The sequence below is a fragment of the Pedobacter cryoconitis genome (assembly GCF_014200595.1).
In the GTDB taxonomy this organism is placed as follows: domain Bacteria; phylum Bacteroidota; class Bacteroidia; order Sphingobacteriales; family Sphingobacteriaceae; genus Pedobacter; species Pedobacter cryoconitis_C.
In genome coordinates this window covers 1,385,733-1,404,716 of record NZ_JACHCG010000001.1, presented here as the reverse complement: position 1 = coordinate 1,404,716, position 18,984 = coordinate 1,385,733, and the positions used below count along the sequence as shown (strand labels likewise).

Genomic DNA, 18,984 nt, shown 5'->3' with positions numbered 1-18,984 from the left:
AATTTCAACCCCTATTGAGCAATATATTGTTGATAATATTTACCCCCAATAAAATAAGCCCCTTGAAAGTTGGATTAATCTGCGGGATGGCTCTTAAAAATTCTTTTTTATTTCTATTTTGTTAGAAAAATGAATTATTAATTCTAATGAATCCCATAAGACCGATGATAATAATCCTAATAGGAAGTGCAATCACTATACTTGGTGGAATAATAACCATATATGGAACATATAAAGCTGGTGTAGAATCTGAAAAAGATACTGCCGAAATCAAAAATAACACTAAGAACACACTTGAAAATACAAATCGACAATTAATATACACCAATGGTGGTGAAGGATATTGTAGAATTACTTTTAATCAAGTTGGTAATACAAATGGTTTATTATTAATGGTCGCTAATAATAGCGAAATTACTGTTTATGGTTTAAGTATAAGAATTCGTGATAATGAGTGTAATGAATTAGTAATCAAAAATAATCCTGATCTATTTAAATCTGGAGTTAACAAACCAGATGAACAATTGCACGCTTTTGACAAATGTCAATTGACAGCTGATTTACCATCTTTAAACCCAAATACAACTACAGCCCTAGGCTCATTAGGCCTAAAATTAGATAATGAATTTAGATCTTTCAACATACAAATTATATTGAAAAATGGTTCGTTTAGACAATATCAATATATGTATAAACTAAAAAATCAATGGATTACGGCTACTAGGGTAATCAATGAGGCCACTAACGAAGTGAAATATGAGATTGTTGACCCACGTATTCCGAAGAGACTAATAAATTGGTAAGAGCATATTAAAAAGTTAGCCGAATATTGTATAATTACAATATTTCAAGAAAAGATTTTAATTTTCTATCATATTAAATATGTTTTTTACTTATTAAAATTCAAAAGATCATTCTGTATAAAATTAAACAGCTCAACAGCTTTTGGATTATTCGCGTATGCTACTTTCATAAACTCCATTTTTTGGTGATGTTCAACAAAAAAACTATCATTTTTTTTCAAAATTATAGTTTTGTATTCCGACAAAATAGAATTACCAAATGAGATCATTTTTGTGAGAATTTCCATAAAGGGTATAATTTTTAATGAGATCTTCTCGATGTCAAGTTTAATGAGTTCATCATATACTACAGATGGATTTTCTTTATGATAATGGACAAATAAATCTCTGGGGTCTTTCAGATCCATTAGTTCTTGATCATCATAATCATTAAGTTCATTTGTAATCTCGTTATATTTCTGTCTCAAATGAGATAATTCCTTATTTACCAAAAAACTAATATCCTTTATCCAAAAAGATTTATTCCTTTCACTAGTTTTTAAGTTGCCATTCGCATCAACTGAGGTATAATTATATATTTTTTTAAATCCTTCATTTATAGTGATTACTAACTGCTTACCAGCGTAAAGAACTTCATAATTTTCTCTAGCATTCAAATATATTCTAAAAGCGGTTGTAATATCCAGCCAGATTAATCCGAGTAACATTGTATATTCACTAATTCTTCTTAAATGTAAATTTTCATTAGGTATATCTATTTTTTTTTCATTGTAGATTTGATCAATGTTATCTATCATCTTTATAGATTTTCTAACTGACTCAATTAAATTTACATACACACTAATATTAGCAATAGTTTCGTTCTGAAGTTTTATTTTTGTTTCTCTGGTTAATTTCATTCAAATATTAATTGTTAATTTATTATTTCTACCCATTGACAAGTTATTAGATGTAATTATAAAAGATCATAATTTATCTTTTGAAATCGATCTTGCTCTTCGCCAAGTTTTGACCAGTTAAAATCATACATTTCGTTTTCATCCCAATTTCCAGGAAAAGTAATCATTAGGAATTCTCCTATACCAAAATTGCCTTTGTAATACCCTATTGGTCCTACACCTAAACCTATACTTCCAGGAGAAAAGCTTTCAGTTCGGAATTGAGAAGATAGCAATACAAAAAGCCCACAATACGCATTTATTAAATTTTCTAAATTTGCCTTAGGAAAATTTTTTAGCCTGTCATGTTTGCAATCATTATAGGCTTTATACCAAGACAACGATTCATTTCTTTTCCACGCTTCAAATGGTCTTCTGTCTTTTCCTATGCCATCCCAAAAAGGCAACTCTACTTTATAATCATCAAGGTGATGGGTTTTATTTACCAGCTTGAAATCGTTAATTGTCCAGGTATTATCAGCTCGGGGAGAGCCCATATTGGAGCCTTTTTTAATTACAGGATTATAAGTATTCTCTTTTAATATTGCTTTAAAATTTGCTTCTAATTCTATACATGTCCTCATTAATAAGCTATGTATCCTAAAAGAGTAAGTAATGCCATTGATATCAGACGGCTCAATTGATTCAAACAGATTTAAAATATCCTGTTGGATTACTGAAAAAGCCCTGATATAATGCTCAGGATGTTGGGCATAATTATGATCAACTATGTAAGCCCAAGAACTAGATCCAGAACTCGGTGCTTCTTTAAGTTTTCTATAATTTCGATGATACGGTTTATTAATGCCCATAGTTATTTACTTATATTATAATATTTGCTGTTCTGATGGATTTTCGTAATGTGTAAATTACCTTCTGAATGACTATCCTAATTTATTGAGGTTTGCCAGCCATAACTTTCTTTATCAGCTAGTTACTTTTAAATTTTTGTGTATCCCGATTTTATTTATAGCAGTCGACGGTCATCGACCATTAAGTTCCTAATCAAAGCTTGTACTCTCTATATGATAAGTTGTGCCACTGCCTAATTTTTCGGCAAATTGGATATAAGATCAATTTATTTTTTACCTTAAACATTATTCACATTCATCACAATTAGCGAATTTCATGATATTAAGAATTAAACTACATGTCAAAGCGATGATCTAAGGTTTTAATATCATCTGATTTAATTGTTACAATTTTAGTAGTGATCTTGCCATTTATTTCCGCTAGAGTCATATTCGTTCGACCTTTTGATATAATAATAACCTCATAAAGACCTGGCGCTACTTTGATGGCGTAACTGCCAGTTCCATCTGCTGTTACAATTTTGGCAGTTTCATCTTTCTCAATTGAGTACAAATCTTTGATGACAGCAGAATTTAGATCATCGAAACCAGCCTTAGTATCAGAATTCATTTCTTTCAATTGAATACTGTATTTCTCCACATCAACTTTATGGTCAACGAGATATTTCAATACTGCCGCTCGTTCATATTTTGCGATTGGGGTCAGTTTTCGCCCAGTTGTATCCGCTTTTCTTATATAAATCTTAGCACCAACATCTGGTTTATCCCCGTAATTTTTGTTAAAATAATAAGTAACTACACCTCTCAGCTCACCATTCGCATTACCAATTACAGGCAATAATTTAATATCCGCCTTTACAAAATCAATTGATTTCAGATCAGATTGTTTAATAATCAACGGATTACCTTTGAAAGATAGCTTCAAAACCCCATTAATTAATGAAGTTACATTCCCCTCAATTACCTCACCGGACTTTAAGGTTATTACTGATTGTGCATAAACAAAATCTCCCAATAACAATATCATGCAAATTAGAATTATTTTCAATTTCATTTTATAGAGCTTAATTTGGTATCTAATATAATAAACTGTTGCGATAGAATGGCCAGTTGTCAAGGGTAATTAAATGACAATGGTCTTTTTTAAAGAATGAACAAATCATTCATTTTATGAATCAAAATATTTCTTACTGCCATGTGCCCGCATATCAGAAGATATCGAGCTGGAGTTGGATATGTTTAATTGCTAATTGTCTATTTAGACTTAGTATCTCCATTATGTACCTAAAGAATCTCTCTCAATAAGTCACTGTTAATGACATTACGGTTTCATTGAGAATCATAACAAAATTAGAATTATTTTCCCTAATCTCTGTAAATACTTTAGTACTGATTTCAATAGTTACCCCATCTTAGGTTGTTCTGTCTAGTGTAATAAAGTCAATTTCATATATTTAAACTTTGTGATTTTTATATTGAATTTTGTAATTCCCCCGGTTGTGAATCAACTGTGCATGTTAAACAATTCCAAAACAACCTTCATTTTTTAGATTTAGTCTATAGCTTTGCCCCAATAAAATAAACGAGAATAGCAGCAAAAAAACCAGCCCACGCACCGACAAAGACATTGGATTCGTCACTGACAATATTCCTACACCAATAAATACTATTATAGATACCACTGCAAGGACGCAACCAGAATTACTAGACTTTTCGTCGTTATTTGCCATATTTTACTTAGTTTTATTGTTTGTTTCTCGAGATTATTTATTTTTGAGGTCTAAAACTTGACCTAACTAATTTTTTTCGGATTCAGGCCTATGGAATACCGATTCATCACCAATATTAGCATTAAATGTTACTCTTTTTTGCTATTATCTTTGAATATTACCATAGCTGCCTCAGTTATCATTAATCATTAATTTCAGTTGTTTTTTCATTTGGAAGTCTCCAACGGTCTAAAGCAAACTTTTTAAATACCTCTTCCCGCTGTTCACAAATCTTATCAGCCATTTCTCTCCAATAATTTTTCGTCTTACGTCTTTGTGCCATTTCATTATAAACCAACCTAAAGATTTTACTCAGTTCCGCAACCTGGATCATATCCAAAGCACCCTCCCCCGCACCATTCTGTTTTTCCAACTCAGCAATTTTATCTGGAATATTCTTGTTGCTTAAGCTGATATTGCTACTAAGTCCACAAAGAACAAAGTTACCTAACCTCCTTTTAGTATGAAAATCAGATGGAAACTCCGCTTCCATGTTTTTTGAAGCCCAAATATGTTCAATAGATAATTGGTCATTTTTATTGTGTCCTATATTCTTCTTTCCTGTTAGCAATCTTTTCCATTCAAAAGAACGTTTAGCTTTTTGTGAGCGAGTATGTTCCTCGTAACATGAAAGAAAATACCTAATTCCAATCCAACGATAATAGTTGAAGCTTTCTCCATAGTCTAATTCTAAATTATCTATAAACCGGTTTTCTGGACAGAAAGCATCGGTAATCTGCACAAGATTTTCAAAAAGCCATTCAAAGATATCACCTTTTATTGCAACTTGATTATAGTAAGTTATTGCAGGATCATTCTCAGAATTCCAATTTCGATCATTGAAGAATTCCCATGCAAACTCAAACATATCAGCTTGTTTACTATCAGCTCTCCTGAAAATATCTGGTAAAACATAAAGTCTCATATTAACAACTTCTAAAAGCTTTAATAATCTAACGACCTGATGTGGAATATCCAACCTGGACATGATTGACAGATACAAAGGCATAATCGAAGCATAAGTTGGCTGAGAACGGAGGTAAGTTAAACAACGGGTTAATTCAGTTTTAAATTCTCCATTATATACAATATCAAATTGGTCTCCATTAAAAAACCAAGAATAATGCTTAGCTGAAAGCGCAACAAATTCCACAAAATCACGCATTCTGTCAACAGCATTATCAATATAATCTTCATTACAATCTTTTACGTTGAAAAGCTCCTTACATTCATCATAAACATACCAACTCTTATCTTTACTGGTTTTAAAGAAAACAACAAAACAATATCTTAAAAATGCATTTTCATCATCATTACTTGTTCGATGTGCCTTACTAAGACTGATTTGTATATCGGACCATCTTAAGTTTATTTCTTTTCTTAACCTCTCTCTACTATGAACCGTGGCATAGTAAATAAAAAAGTTTTTTATTTTTTCTAGTTCCGAGAGCTGTTTACCCCGGTTATTTATTACTTCAAACATAATCCCGATTTCCCGATTTTGTTCAGGAGTAAAGAATAGGAAATTAAGCTTTGTCAAAATCGTATTGTAAATTACACTTGGATCAACATCATCTTTTCTCAAAAATTCCTTGAAATATTTTGATGCATTAATTATCGATTCATGGGATTTAGTTTCAGCATTAAAATCCTGGTGTTGGATAATCGCATATTGGAAACATTTCCTTGTTTCTATATTAGGTGTCAATACGTTCCGCTCATTGCCTTTCGTTCCTCGTGAAATAAAAATGGGATAAATATCTTTGAATTCATTACGGTCATAATGATATATTTCATTTAAGAAAATTATTAAAGTGGTAAGGCGTTGTTGTCCATCAACAAGCTCGTATGTATTTGACCTAGATTCATTAATTGCTGCAACGATAGTCCCTGTATAGTGCTTGCCATCTATCTTTGTAATATTAAGTATATCCTTAGTTAGATCTTCAAGATGTTCAGTTTCCCAAGAATAACCTCGCTGGTAGTCAGGAATAATAAAATAATTGTTTGTAAAGAGTTCCTTCAGGTTAAAAGTCTTAGAACCTAAGACAGTCAGTTCTTGTTTAATTGAGGGCATATAAAATTGATATTTGCAAGCTTTCCTTTTAAGGATATTAAGATCTAAAACTAATATCCTTAAAATTTAATTATTTTTTTGTAAAACTAATATTTTAACCCATATTACTTATACAATTAACCTTTATAAATATTGATTTTTGCAAATTTGCTTAAAGAATTTCACTTATCACTATAAGAGAGGGACGAGTTAAAAATATTGGATCCTATGAAAACATAAAATATATCTCATTAATAAAAGTAAGAAAACCTTCCTTTCAATCCAATTAAATTAGCTTTTTCCTTAATTGAAAACCATTTACTAAAGCTATCAATGGTAACTAAGGAATTTTTGCTCCTATACCCTCGTGATAACTTAGAATGATTTCAGCTTATATTCATGGTTTGACCTCCCCCCGGAAAACCAGACCGCTGAAAAGTCGAAAAAATTGGGTAAGGTCAAATTTCTATTCATAAATAAAATTGTAAATAATAGGGCCTAATCAGAGTAAAATGAGTGAATTTTACCATATAAATAAAACATAAATTAAAATGAAAGATCATAATTAATTCATGAAATATATAAACATAATATTAGGAATAATTTAATTTAATATTGATATTAGAATCCAGATTACTTCTACAAACACTAAATTGACGCTCAAGCTTATTTTGTGTTTTTATAATTTTAAAGGTTTTGTTTCAGTATTATCATTTAATAATTTAAACATATACAATATGGGAAGTACAGGCTCAGGCTCGTTTACAGATTATCCTAATAAAAAACCAACTAATGAGGAAAAAAATAATGGAGGGACTAGTGGAATCGATAAATGTGGAACAGCTTTTTCGGCTAACCTAGAAGAAATAAGTAGATGTACATACTATTTAAAGTACAAAAAAGTACCGTCTACCGGCTCTGAAGTTTTAGTTTTCTTTAATGGTTATAGGTTATCTATTAAAACGACAAAAGGAGAAGAAGTCGGGTATTTGCCTACTAAATTTAACTATCTCAAATTATGCTTAGAAGATGGTTTTAGCTTCAGTGGTGTTATATCAGACTCTAGGATGACACCAACTCCGAGTATTTCGGTGGATATTATTCCAGTATAAATATATGTCGAAAGTGTTATTAATTGGTGACATTGTCATAGACGTCACACTGAAATCTCAGACTAGTAATCTTAAACTAAGACTAGGAGGTATAGTTCATGCCGCTAGAAGTTTATGGGCACTTAACATTCCTTATTCCGTAGGATATTTTTCACCTAGTTTCCTAAATGATCAAATAAGTCATTTTTTAGTCGGCCACGGTTGTTCGGAAGTATTTAAACTTGGTGATGTAATTGGTGCTCCATATGTATTTTTAATTGAAGATGTAAAGGAAATTGGAAATCAAGGATATGAATTTTTATTACGAGATGAAGTAAAGATCAATTATGATCTAGAAATGTTAGATAAAATCTTCGAAAATCAATATGACGATATCTTATTAATATCAGGAAATTATGATCAAATTAAAATAATAAATGGATTAACTGGTAATATCCATATTGATGTAGCTAATAATATAGAAGATCTTACATTTTTTAGTGCCCTGAATAAAAAGTTAAATACAATATTTGTTTCTACATCGTCAACTATCTTTCATAAGTATTTTAATGATAGTTTTAAAGAATTTACTGAGACATTTAAAAAACACACAGAAAAAGTAATACTAAAGGAGAATAGAGGTGGTAGTAGAGGCTTTGATTTCGCAATTCAGGAAGCATTTTCAGCATCAGCACAATTAAGCCCTATAAAACATTCAGTCGGCGTAGGCGATGTTTTCGATGCATGTTTCGTAGTAAACAATAAACACTTAAGCAATCAAGAATCTCTAGTTTTATCTTCATGGGTCGCTTCTGAATATGCCCAAACAACATATCCAGATGATTTTAAAAGAGATGTTAATCGTGTCTTAAAATCGAATGTGAAAGACTTAGTAAATATCTTAGGAGCATCTATTCCTTGGGAAAGGAGAAAAGAAATTAACATTTATATAGCAGCCCCTGATTTCAGTTATATAGATACAACTCATATTGATACTTTATCTAAAAGCCTAAAATATCATAATTTTTCTCCTCGTAGACCAGTTTTGGAGAATGGCCAAATGGAAATAGAAGCAACAAAGGCCCGCAAACAAGAACTATTTCAAAAGGATATGATATTGCTAGATAATTGTTCTATTCTAATAGCTGTACTACTTTTTAATGACCCAGGAACTTTAATAGAAATTGGCCTAGCCTCAGCTAAAGGTATACCTACAATTGTATATGACCCATATAGCATTTCTAAAAATTGTATGCTTACAGAGCTGCCTCATTTAATAACACATGACATGGACTTGATTATTTCAGAAATTTTCAATCTAAGTTCCAAATTCAACTCAAATGAAAAATAAGAATGGAGTATTATTAGCTTCAGGCGGACTTGACTCTACTACAATGGCTTATTGGCTAATAGATAACGACATAGACTTTGTACCACTTTTCATAAATTATGGTCAACATTGTGCAAATACCGAATTCCAAACACTAAAAAATGTAATACCCAAATCTCATCTTAATAGAATAGAATATATTGATATCAGATCCGTATATGCAAAATCAAAGTCAAAATTCATTAAGCCAGTAGATTTATGGAATGAAGAAATTGTTGCTGATGATTTATATATTCCTTATAGAAATGTACTATTATTAACAATTGGTGCTACATTTGCGCAAACTATGGGCCTATCAAATGTTTATTCCGCATTTATTAATAGTAATCATGCTAAAGAAATAGATTGTTCAAATGAATTTTTCGACAAAATGGAAGATATGCTAATTGACTATGGATCAGTTAAAATCAATATGCCTTTCAGACATTTTTCGAAGTATGAAGTAGCAAAATTAGGTATAGATTTGGGTGCATCAATAGGTTCAACCTTTTCATGTCAGGCATCTCCTATTATTCCATGTGGCGCTTGTCCTAATTGTGTTGATAGGTTAGATGCATTTAGAAAAATCGAACAAGAATAATTTTTATTATGAAAATAGTACTCGAGGCTAGGAAATTAGCTAACTATATAAATAACTTGAAATCTTTTGAAACATTCTATGTTGAGACTGGGTTTTGCTATAATCATATTGGTGCTCTTTTCGTTGATATCACATTACAGGCAGGACTTAATTATAACACCGTTGTTAAGCCAAGAGTCCAACATATTCTATTAAAATATTCCGAAGCCGATACGACATATAAGTTCCAAAATCTAATAGATAATCATAGTTTGGAAAATATAATTAAATGGAAAAATCATATCAAAATTGATAGGTTAAAAAGATTAGTTGACTTTGCATTTGAAAATAATATTAATACTTGTTTAGACTTCAAAATTTTTCTTTTGAATGTTAAAAACCAAGAAAAACTTCTTAAACTCAATGGTATTGGACCAAAAACAATTGACTATACATTAAAATTATTAAATTTTGACACTGTTGCAGTTGACAGACATATCTATTCTTTTGTAGAGATGGCAGAAATCACAACGACTGGTTATCATTCCACAAAAAAAATTGTTGAATATGCAGCAGATTTCTTAAAAATACCAAGATCTACTATGGATTACAGCATATGGAAGTTTATGTCAAGTAAAGAGAATGGGCATTATAAAGACATTCTACAAATGGAATTAGATTTCAAATAAAAGAAATATCCAGTATATTATTAATCATTTATACTAGTTAAATAATCTAATCCTACTTCATTAAATAAAACAGGCAGCACATCCTTCTTGATCATCAAAATCTAATTTAAGTGTCGTTCTATTCTCTTTACTATCCTTTTGTTGAATTAAGAACTTTTCCTTGATTTCATTTAAACGATTAGGAGCTATTAGTTCTTCAAGTTTTTCATCTTTCATCCATGTATACCCATCTTTTTCGTAAGCCATAGCTTGAAAAAATTTCGCTGGATTCTGCTCGTATAACCATACCCATTCTATTTTCTTTTGGAAGAAGCAAAAAAAACAACCAGATCTACTACGATTATATTTTCCCACTTTACCATTTACAGTATACTCAATTTCATTATAGTAAGCTGGTATTCCTATACCACTTTCCTTAAGTATCCTAATAATATCCTCCTTAATAAGGTTGTCTTCATTATTTATTAGAGGAAACTCAGTCAATAACGCAAAGGGAAGATCTGTTTTTTTTAAGCTTTCAAATACAACCGTATTAAATTCCTTAACCCCATATTTCATCAATTCTTTAATCTTTAAACTTTGATTAAAGGAAACCGACAAAGGCTTATTAATAATAAATTGGATTTCATCGAACGACGACTTAGTAGGATCTCACGATATAACCTTACTAACGATGGTATATTAGAATTCTTAAACACAACGGTTAGTAAGAAATCACTCCATATATTCTGCCGAAAAGGAAATATAGATTGTACATTTGGTCTAGTAGAAATATAACCCTCCCTATCCTCATCTTCCCGAATTCCTACGTAAGAAATTACTGGTGCTGTACCTATATAATTTTCGAATGGCTAAATTTTTAATTTTTTCGTACACCACCTTGCATTAGCTGATGGCAGATATCCTCCATACAAAGAATTATAGAAGTCAAAAGGATTATTATCACTAATAATATTAGGATAAAGTTTGTTAATCTTAACTCCAATTTTGGACTCCAACCTCATAATCAACAAGTAAGTCTCATCCAACTCCTTCCCTGTATCGCAAGTATAAAATTCAAGATCAATAGAAGGATACAAGCTTTTCATATAAATAGCTAAGGCAGTACTATCCTTTCCTCCTGAAATCCCAAGAAGATGTCTAACCTTAGCGACATCATTTGCAATCATATATTTAAAATTTAAATCTAATTTATTTTATAAATAATACTAACCATCAATCACTTAATTTTTAAATCTCAAAAAAACACATAGCCCAGCATAATTTTGATAATTTTTACATAAATTAATCAATTATCTAAAAATTATAATGAAAGATTTATTTCAAAGAATAATTTCACAATATAGTGAAGAAAGTAAAAAACCACTCAAGAATAATCAATTAGCTCGCTTTATAAATGATGAACTAAAAAATGAATTAAAAAAGATTGTTAATAATGATGAGAGGTACCTTGTAGCTTCCTCTTCAGGAAAGGGCCGGTGGACCGCTACGCCATGGATAGCTATCTTTGATATCTTCATTACAATAACTGCGCAAGAAGGATTTTATCCTGTTTTCATATTTAGAGATGACATGTCTGGCTTTTATTTAACCCTTAATCAGGGCGTTACAACGATAAGACAAGAAAACAAAAAAGAAACACTTAATATTCTTAAAATTAATGCAAAAAAATTCAGAGCACAATTAGGTAATATTTCTAATAATTTTTCTGACATAGATATTAAATTAAGGAATCTAGAAACCACCAAAATTGGTTTATCAAGGGATTATGAAGCAGGTAATATAATTGCAAAATTTTATTCCAGCACTAACCTTCCTTCAGAGGATATTTTCAAACAAGATATATCAGAAATTTTGGAAATATATAAATCATTGATATTTGTACATGATGAAATAGAGACCCAAGAAGAAGACCATGAAAACAATAACTACCAAGGAGATGAAAGAAAAAAATACAGACAACATAAAAGGATAGAAAGAAATCAAACACTAATAAAAAAAGTAAAAAAAGCACAAGGTTTTATCTGCAAAGCTTGTAACCTAGATTTTGCCGACAAATATGGAGTGTTGGGGAAGGACTTTATTGAAGCACATCACCTAAAACCTATATCCCAACTTACTGAAGAAATAGTAAAACTCGACGCAAAAAAGGACTTTGTCGTTTTGTGCTCTAATTGTCACAGAATGATTCACCGTACAGAAGACCCCAGTAATTTAAATGCATTTAAATTACTTATTAGAAACCAAAATTGAATCTACTAATTACCATCTAGACTTCCCCATTTAGCTCCCATTAAGGCCATCGTAATATTTGATTCAATTCTGGAAATTATTAAATTATACCAAAAGATAAATATCAAGATAATGAAGAGTTTAAATTTTAATCAAGACTAAAATTTTGATTACATTCACAAATTAGCACTAACCCTTTACATTTTAATGAATAATCTCCCTGCTGATAAGACTCTACCCATTCACATTCTATCTTCTTGTTTTAAGAATACCGTAGCCACCTATAAGTTTTACTGGTTTTTTTCAATTATTGAATCAATTGAAAAAGGTAATCATATAATTGATAAACAGTCGCTTTTTGCCAGGATGGTTGCAAATGCCTGGTATACTGTTAACTATTTCAATCTATCTTTTGGCGTACAAGATCAGTTCCAAAATGCGATTAAGCTAATAATCAAATTAGAAGGACTTGGTATAGATGAGAAAAAAGATAAGATCGTTCAAAAGCTAGTATCCTCTGATATAAAAGAGACAATTAAAACTTTAAGACATTTTGATGGAGAGGTACCTTACCGCTTTCTGAGCCCTTGGTTTAGTAGTATAAAAGGGAATAAACAGGATATTTATAAATCATCTCAGTTGTTTGCTAACGATTGTATATATGCTGTAGATGAACATTCGGTAATTATCAATCCTAAATGGATAACATATTTGACTGAAAATAGCGGAATCTTAAAAGCATTCTGCTATTGGCACTTATGTCTTTATGTACAAAAGCGTAATCCTAACGTACCGGATATTGCAAACAAGTTATTTAAACCACCTCATAGAAATAGCCTGTTAAAACCTAGAAAGGAGTTTTGGGATATTGTAATTGAACGAACTGGCCCGGTAAAGTGTATATATACGAAGAACCTTCTCAATATTAATGAATACGCTATTGACCACTTTGTACCATTTGCATTTGTGTCACACGATTTGATCTGGAACTTAATTCCTGCGGACAAAGGATTCAATTGTAGCAAATCGGATAAACTTCCTGTTTTCGACAAATATTTTGACGATTACTTTGATCTTCAAGAATTGGCTTTGAAAACTGTGTTTAGCCATTCTCCTAAGAATAAATTACTTCAAGACTATTTAACAATCCTACCTGATTTATCATTATTGAACACTCTAAATAAAGAAGATCTTAAAGATAAGTTTAAGGATAATATTCATCCTTTGATAACTATTGCTGCGAATAATGGATTCCATTATATGTTATAAATAATATCAAAAAAGTTTTTGCAAAAAAAACGAATAACACTTTAAATTAGGGCGTCACCCTCAATTCCATTAATTATAACACTAAATTATCTTGCTATTAAAATCTGCTTATCTAAGTATTTGCAGGTGTTCTTTTTGAATTAAGAAGGTTATCTGCTTTTATATTATAAAGTTGTTCTATTAATCTTAACCTTGAATAGTAGTCTTTAGTAAATCCCAAATAAACTTCTTTAGTATTGACTAGGAAATAGGTAATATAAAGGACAAAGAATATTCCAAATACGTGCATAACCATGCCAAGAACTGGTGGAAAAGAAAAAGCCAAATTCACATATTTTTGAGAGTAAATACCATACATAGGATTCACTAAAAAAGCCAAAATAACTCCAAACGCTACGTATTTTTTCACAAACCTCTCATTAGTCTCTTTTAGTTCAACAATTAACATTTCTACCAAACTCATAACAATTGTCCCATTCCCATCTCGAAGGCAATTTGAAGTTAGTCCCTTCATTATCTTGTTAAATTTCGCTATATCATAGGTTTCAAAGGAATACCACTTCGCCTTTTTTATTATTATTGAAGCTATATCAGGGCTACCTTCAATAATTCTAATCTTTTCCTTATCATGGAGAAACGTTAAAAGTAGTAGAAAAACTAAAAATGCAAGAAAAAAGATACCACCTGCTAAAAATTGATTATTCAAAGCGATTAGAGCAATAAACATAGCAAAACAAAATAACGTCAGAGGAAGAAGTATATTGGACATTCTTCTAGCACTTGAAGAATATTTTTTTGTTACTCTGTGGTAAAAGGTATTATTTAAGAGTTCTTCTATTAATTCCATAATATTTAATTATTCTTCCTTACTCTACTCCTAAAATACCTCTCAGTATCCTTATCCATAAAACAAACATAACAAGCCTTCATTCCACGCCCTAAAAGAACCCGGTAAGTATTCTTAACTAGCTGAAGGAAATCCTGACTACTCTTAACCTGGCCATCATAGCTATTCCCCGGAACTCCCTCCCATTCAGCGGTATCTGGATTATACTTTAGATCTTTCCCAAAGATTATCCCCGCATAATCGAATTCAAAGCCCTGAGCAGTATAAACACATCCAACCTGATCAATGCCTCCAGCGTCATAAGCCCAGAACTGTGATTTAGGAATTCCCTTACGCATCCCTGTCAAACCTTCCTGAGCATTCCATGGCCGTTTATATTCCCCTATCTCGACATCATTAATTAAATCATTATTCTCATCAAGTCGTTTTGACCATGGCCAACAAAAACCAGCCATTACTCTTGCCGTATAACCTTCTTCAGCTCTAGCTCTTATAGCTGCCTCTAAAGCTTCAGGAGAATCCATAATAGTAAATTCAAAGTCCGATTCATTAATCCATTCTGTAGTGGCAGTTTTTCGGATATGCAAAGTATGATCAATCCAATCACTATACCGTTCAGAACCCCCATTACGAAACTGTGCTTCCAGATCGTATTCATAAACTTTACAACCAGCCAGCTCCGCTTGTTCTTTTATAAAAGCAGAAGATCCTATCTCACCTTTACGTACCGCCTGATAATCATCTATAAAGAACACTGATACTTTGGCCGCATTCAATAGATCTTGAACCTGTGGTCTGCCCGTAGACTTAAATGGATAACCTGTTTTCTCTCTGATCCGATGTGCCTCATCCATCAACAATACATCAATTTCATTAGGTTTGGCCTCACCATAAGACATAAAGTACTTTAGTAAGCTCTTTGAGTTATCACCAAGTATTTTACGCAAAGTCTCTGTAAAAGCCTTAGAACCTGTTGCATATTGAGTATTGAAGTTTAATGCTGCAAGATCAGCTAACAACTGTAAGCCAATAACAGACTTTCCAGTACCTCCACCTCCCTTTACAATAATTGCATGTTTTTGTTTATGCTCTAAACCTTTGCGTACAATACTCATTACAGTATCGTAAACAATCAACTGCTCATCAAGAAGTATGTAGTCACCTTTAGTTTTAACTGCCCCAAATATTTTTAATTCACCTTTAAGCTTTTTCTTAATGACAGTAGATACTTGCTTCAACAATTTTTTAGAGGGGCGCATACGACTCTGCTCTATCTCGGCCAGGATATCCATTCCATCGCCTTGATCTACCTTATCAGTAATGAACGAAGTCAATGCCAATCTATCTTCTGATGAATAAATTGGAAAACGAGTAATACTTTTTTGAAAACGTATATCAGTAAGTACATCTTCATTGCCAATCGTATAATTATGGAGATAACTACAGGCTGAAAGTCCTACTGGATGGTCACCGTCATAGAACACCGTACTATTATCCTGTAGGTAATACATATAATTACCTACCTGTACGCTTGGATGTAATACAGATCTATTACCTCCTCCTACCCAAGTTACGACGTAATCACTATCGTAATCTGTTAATGCGCATTTCTCCCATTGTTTGAGTTCGATAATTACAGCATTCCGTTTTTGATCTTTGTCTTTACCACAAATGATCACATCAATACGCTTTCCACTTAAAGGGAGCTTGTATTCGACCATTATACCCTGATCAGTAAGATTTGCACGCTCTAATATATCAGACAGGCGAAAAAGAGAATTCCTCCACGACATGACCTCATTAATTTGTGCTTTGTAGCCAAATTGCTTTAAGAATTCAGTCTCCAATAAACCTGCAATTTGATTATTTACATTAAGTGCTATGAAGTTTGTTGACGAACCAGCGTATAACCTCATAGTTCGTTATATTTTTTAGATGTTCCTTTAGCTTTAGCTACAGGATATTTCTCTGCGTTTTTTAGAACTTTGTTGGAAACGATTTCGTTAATATCCAGATTGTACTTTTCAGCAAGCAATATCGCATACGCAAATACATCAGCTAATTCATCTTTGATTTTCTCTACATCCGCTTCTTCCGATTTCTTCCATAGAAAAAGTTCATTTAACTCAGACACTTCTATAGATAGTGCTAAAGCTAAATCTTTAGGATTATGAAACTGCTCCCAATCCCTCTCATTCCTGAATTCCACCAAAATATTCTTTAAATCTTCCCAGTTTTTCATTCCTTATTAAAATATTTTGAAAAATAAGGAAAGTTTGTGAGTAATTAGAAGCTTTGGAGGAATCCATGATATTTTCTTCAAATTTAATTATGAACACCAGTTCTTTGCTATTTTTGATTAAGAGTGGAGACCTAATACACGAACCCCTAGTTTCATTTACAAAGTTTTATGGATACTGCCTCTTATTGCTTTAATATAACATCAGTGCACTAGTTGATTTCGACCGGCATCCTTAATAAAATGAATTAAGTTTCGCTTCTGGCAATCATCTAAACTATCAATCCTTTTAAGAACCTGCGGAAACACCTTTTTGTACATCCCATTATGTTTACCTACAAATATGAAATTACTTAACTTTAAGCTATCGAAAGCGGCCAGTTCTTTAAAAATCGGGATATTCTTTTTAAATCTTGGGACATCATTAATCAAATGGCAGTAACGACACTCACCAAGCTTTAATATAACAGCTTCACCTCTTGACAAATCTAATCTACAGGTATCATTTTTAGTATACGTGACATCCTTAATATGCTTTGATCCCTGACTGTTACAAGAAGACAAAAACAAACAAATTATGAAACTACCTAAACTTAGCCTTATTATATTTGAAACCATTGGATTTATCGTTTAAAAAGGTTCTCAATTGATTAACCATATTATTTCCCGGATTTGAATAAGATCCTTTTGTCATATCTCTTAGATCATACATAATAAACTTGTTCATTATTGCCCTTTCATTATTTGTGACATTACTCCCCACTTTACCAAGATGATACATGAGCCTATTTTCAAGGCCGTTATCTTCTAAATCAGGAAGACCTAAAGTATGAAAAAATTCATGTACGCCTATTAGATAGTTCTTATCCCATTCACTATAAATTACAGTTGCAGGGCCGCCAGTCTTATGAGTCAACCCACCAGAAGCATGCTTTCGCCCATAAATATCAGTAAAGCGATATCCAATCTCGTCAACTAAAGCCAAAACAAAATCATTGCCAGCAATTTGGCTTAGACTATTTACCTGAACAAGGCTGGCAGTATAATTAAAATTATATCTTAGGCTATACGTATGTTGCTTATTTGTAAAGGCATTTTTCGTAGAATTAAATTCATAAAAAATTGCCTGATCACCATACGCCCCCCCTCTTAGTTTGCTCATAATTGCTTGCTCAGATAACCGCATTAAGCTTTGTATCCGCGGTGCTCCAACCGAGGTAAGGTCCAAAACTTTTAGTGTAATAGATATATCACCTGTAAGCGTGAGCTGACCGGAACCATTATCAATTATTCTTAAATGCTTACCAATAATCCCTCCAGATAGAGTTTTATTTTGATAAGATGAGAAACTAAGTCTAAATTGCTCTAAAAGCATAATTAAGTATTAATCATCTACAAATTACTAAATAATTTAACAAAATGTTGTTTTTATTAAAATAATTCAGACTATTTGTATGAATCAAAGACCAGATAATTAATTTTATTCAAGAAGACTATATTAAAGTGCTCTATTTCACAAAACCTGGAAAAACAACATTAAATGAAGGCATGCCAAATACGTACTAAGCACAATCAGAAAAACTAAGAAGTTCTGTTCCGCTGACGGTCAGAGAAAATCCAAAAACTACCATCTGTGAATACGCCTTGATTGAACTTAAACACAATAAATACATCATTCAATTACAAAACATATAAAAATCCGTTAATGGAGTAATCTTATCGATAATGAAGTTAAAACTTTCGTATTCCATCACAATTTATTTAATTGTAGTATTTATAATAGCATATGTTTTCTCAAATCTTGGATCTATTCAGGAGCATACACTAGGATTCATATTTTATCTCGTTCTTATAGTGATTGCCTTTTATTTCTTCCTATCAAGATATAGCTGCAAGCTTGATATTTATGGCAGCACACTTCATATTAGATATCTAATGCCCTGGAATAAGAATGTACATATTGATTTAAAAAGCTTTAAATATTTTGATTACGGAAGAGGATTTTATAATCTTATCTCTGAAAGAAAGAAAGGGTTTATGAATTTACTAAGATACCCTTATGACACGATTGTTTTAAGCGAAGGACCTGACTTTAGCACTAATATTTTAATACTAAAAGTCAACTTAAGACTTGGACAATTCAACAAATTACTCAATTATCTAAAAACTTCAGTGGGATTAAATTTAACAGATTCAAATGGTTCTGGAGGCTATTTCTGGTAAAACATAGATTCTAATCACATAGGAGGTCAAAGTTACGAATTTTCGAATTTTATACAGTCCGATATTT

At 31.6% G+C, this 18,984-nt stretch carries 18 protein-coding genes; 8 read left to right on the top strand and 10 right to left on the bottom strand.

The annotated features are described in order from the left end of the window. Positions 1-146 precede the first annotated feature (146 nt). Positions 147-803, top strand: coding sequence for a hypothetical protein (locus HDE70_RS05760; RefSeq protein WP_183888645.1), 657 nt, complete (start codon positions 147-149; stop codon positions 801-803). Between the two features lie 86 nt (positions 804-889). Here HDE70_RS05760 and HDE70_RS05755 read toward each other — a convergent pair whose 3' ends face one another. From HDE70_RS05755 to HDE70_RS05740, 4 genes are all read right to left on the bottom strand, one after another. Further along, complete coding sequence (locus HDE70_RS05755; protein ID WP_183888643.1) at positions 890-1,702, bottom strand: hypothetical protein; 813 nt, start codon at positions 1,700-1,702, stop codon at positions 890-892. A gap of 56 nt (positions 1,703-1,758) precedes the next feature. Then, positions 1,759-2,553 carry a hypothetical protein gene (locus tag HDE70_RS05750; protein ID WP_183888641.1) on the bottom strand — a complete coding sequence of 265 codons (795 nt, stop codon included), beginning with the start codon at positions 2,551-2,553 and terminating at the stop codon, positions 1,759-1,761. A gap of 334 nt (positions 2,554-2,887) precedes the next feature. Continuing rightward, a complete protein-coding gene (locus HDE70_RS05745) occupies positions 2,888-3,607 on the bottom strand; it encodes a hypothetical protein (RefSeq protein ID WP_183888639.1) in 720 nt (239 codons plus the stop codon). An 857-nt stretch (positions 3,608-4,464) separates the two neighbouring features. After that, positions 4,465-6,399 (bottom strand): DUF262 domain-containing protein, encoded by a 1,935-nt coding sequence (locus tag HDE70_RS05740; protein ID WP_183888637.1) that lies wholly within the window; start codon positions 6,397-6,399, stop codon positions 4,465-4,467. A gap of 716 nt (positions 6,400-7,115) precedes the next feature. Here HDE70_RS05740 and HDE70_RS05735 point away from each other — a divergent pair. From HDE70_RS05735 to HDE70_RS05720, 4 genes are read left to right on the top strand one after another with little or no spacing between them, the layout of a single operon-like run. Continuing rightward, a complete protein-coding gene (locus tag HDE70_RS05735; protein ID WP_183888635.1) occupies positions 7,116-7,490 on the top strand; it encodes a hypothetical protein in 375 nt (124 codons plus the stop codon). Between the two features lie 4 nt (positions 7,491-7,494). Continuing rightward, complete coding sequence (locus tag HDE70_RS05730; protein WP_183888633.1) at positions 7,495-8,820, top strand: nucleoside 2-deoxyribosyltransferase; 1,326 nt, start codon at positions 7,495-7,497, stop codon at positions 8,818-8,820. Then, positions 8,810-9,439: a 7-cyano-7-deazaguanine synthase gene (locus HDE70_RS05725; protein ID WP_183888631.1), complete on the top strand. Its 630-nt coding sequence runs from the start codon at positions 8,810-8,812 to the stop codon at positions 9,437-9,439. The genes HDE70_RS05730 and HDE70_RS05725 overlap by 11 nt, the downstream gene beginning before the upstream one ends. Before the next feature lie 8 nt (positions 9,440-9,447). Then, positions 9,448-10,107 carry a hypothetical protein gene (locus HDE70_RS05720; RefSeq protein WP_183888629.1) on the top strand — a complete coding sequence of 220 codons (660 nt, stop codon included), beginning with the start codon at positions 9,448-9,450 and terminating at the stop codon, positions 10,105-10,107. 60 nt (positions 10,108-10,167) lie between these two features. Here HDE70_RS05720 and HDE70_RS27130 read toward each other — a convergent pair whose 3' ends face one another. Both HDE70_RS27130 and HDE70_RS27125 read right to left on the bottom strand, forming a co-directional pair. Continuing rightward, positions 10,168-10,707 carry a hypothetical protein gene (locus HDE70_RS27130; protein ID WP_221302010.1) on the bottom strand — a complete coding sequence of 180 codons (540 nt, stop codon included), beginning with the start codon at positions 10,705-10,707 and terminating at the stop codon, positions 10,168-10,170. 251 nt (positions 10,708-10,958) lie between these two features. Beyond that, positions 10,959-11,276 carry a phosphoadenosine phosphosulfate reductase family protein gene (locus HDE70_RS27125; protein WP_221302009.1) on the bottom strand — a complete coding sequence of 106 codons (318 nt, stop codon included), beginning with the start codon at positions 11,274-11,276 and terminating at the stop codon, positions 10,959-10,961. 139 nt (positions 11,277-11,415) lie between these two features. Here HDE70_RS27125 and HDE70_RS05710 point away from each other — a divergent pair, with 139 nt between their 5' ends. After that, positions 11,416-12,360 carry an MrcB family domain-containing protein gene (locus HDE70_RS05710; protein ID WP_183888627.1) on the top strand — a complete coding sequence of 315 codons (945 nt, stop codon included), beginning with the start codon at positions 11,416-11,418 and terminating at the stop codon, positions 12,358-12,360. A gap of 186 nt (positions 12,361-12,546) precedes the next feature. After that, positions 12,547-13,608: an HNH endonuclease domain-containing protein gene (locus HDE70_RS05705; protein WP_183888625.1), complete on the top strand. Its 1,062-nt coding sequence runs from the start codon at positions 12,547-12,549 to the stop codon at positions 13,606-13,608. A gap of 112 nt (positions 13,609-13,720) precedes the next feature. Here the strand turns inward: HDE70_RS05705 and HDE70_RS05700 are convergent, their stop codons facing one another. The 4 genes from HDE70_RS05700 to HDE70_RS05685 form a co-directional block, all read right to left on the bottom strand. Then, positions 13,721-14,455 (bottom strand): hypothetical protein, encoded by a 735-nt coding sequence (locus tag HDE70_RS05700; RefSeq protein ID WP_183888623.1) that lies wholly within the window; start codon positions 14,453-14,455, stop codon positions 13,721-13,723. A gap of 5 nt (positions 14,456-14,460) precedes the next feature. After that, positions 14,461-16,371, bottom strand: a complete 1,911-nt coding sequence (locus HDE70_RS05695; RefSeq protein ID WP_183888621.1) for a DUF2075 domain-containing protein — start codon at positions 16,369-16,371, stop codon at positions 14,461-14,463. Continuing rightward, positions 16,368-16,697, bottom strand: coding sequence for a nucleotide pyrophosphohydrolase (locus HDE70_RS05690; RefSeq protein ID WP_183888619.1), 330 nt, complete (start codon positions 16,695-16,697; stop codon positions 16,368-16,370). Before HDE70_RS05690 ends, HDE70_RS05695 begins: the two co-directional genes overlap by 4 nt. A gap of 580 nt (positions 16,698-17,277) precedes the next feature. Then, positions 17,278-18,069 carry a hypothetical protein gene (locus HDE70_RS05685; protein WP_183888617.1) on the bottom strand — a complete coding sequence of 264 codons (792 nt, stop codon included), beginning with the start codon at positions 18,067-18,069 and terminating at the stop codon, positions 17,278-17,280. A 350-nt stretch (positions 18,070-18,419) separates the two neighbouring features. Between HDE70_RS05685 and HDE70_RS05680 the strand changes: the two genes are divergently transcribed. Beyond that, positions 18,420-18,917 carry a hypothetical protein gene (locus HDE70_RS05680; RefSeq protein ID WP_183888615.1) on the top strand — a complete coding sequence of 166 codons (498 nt, stop codon included), beginning with the start codon at positions 18,420-18,422 and terminating at the stop codon, positions 18,915-18,917. The last annotated feature ends 67 nt before the right edge of the window (positions 18,918-18,984 follow it).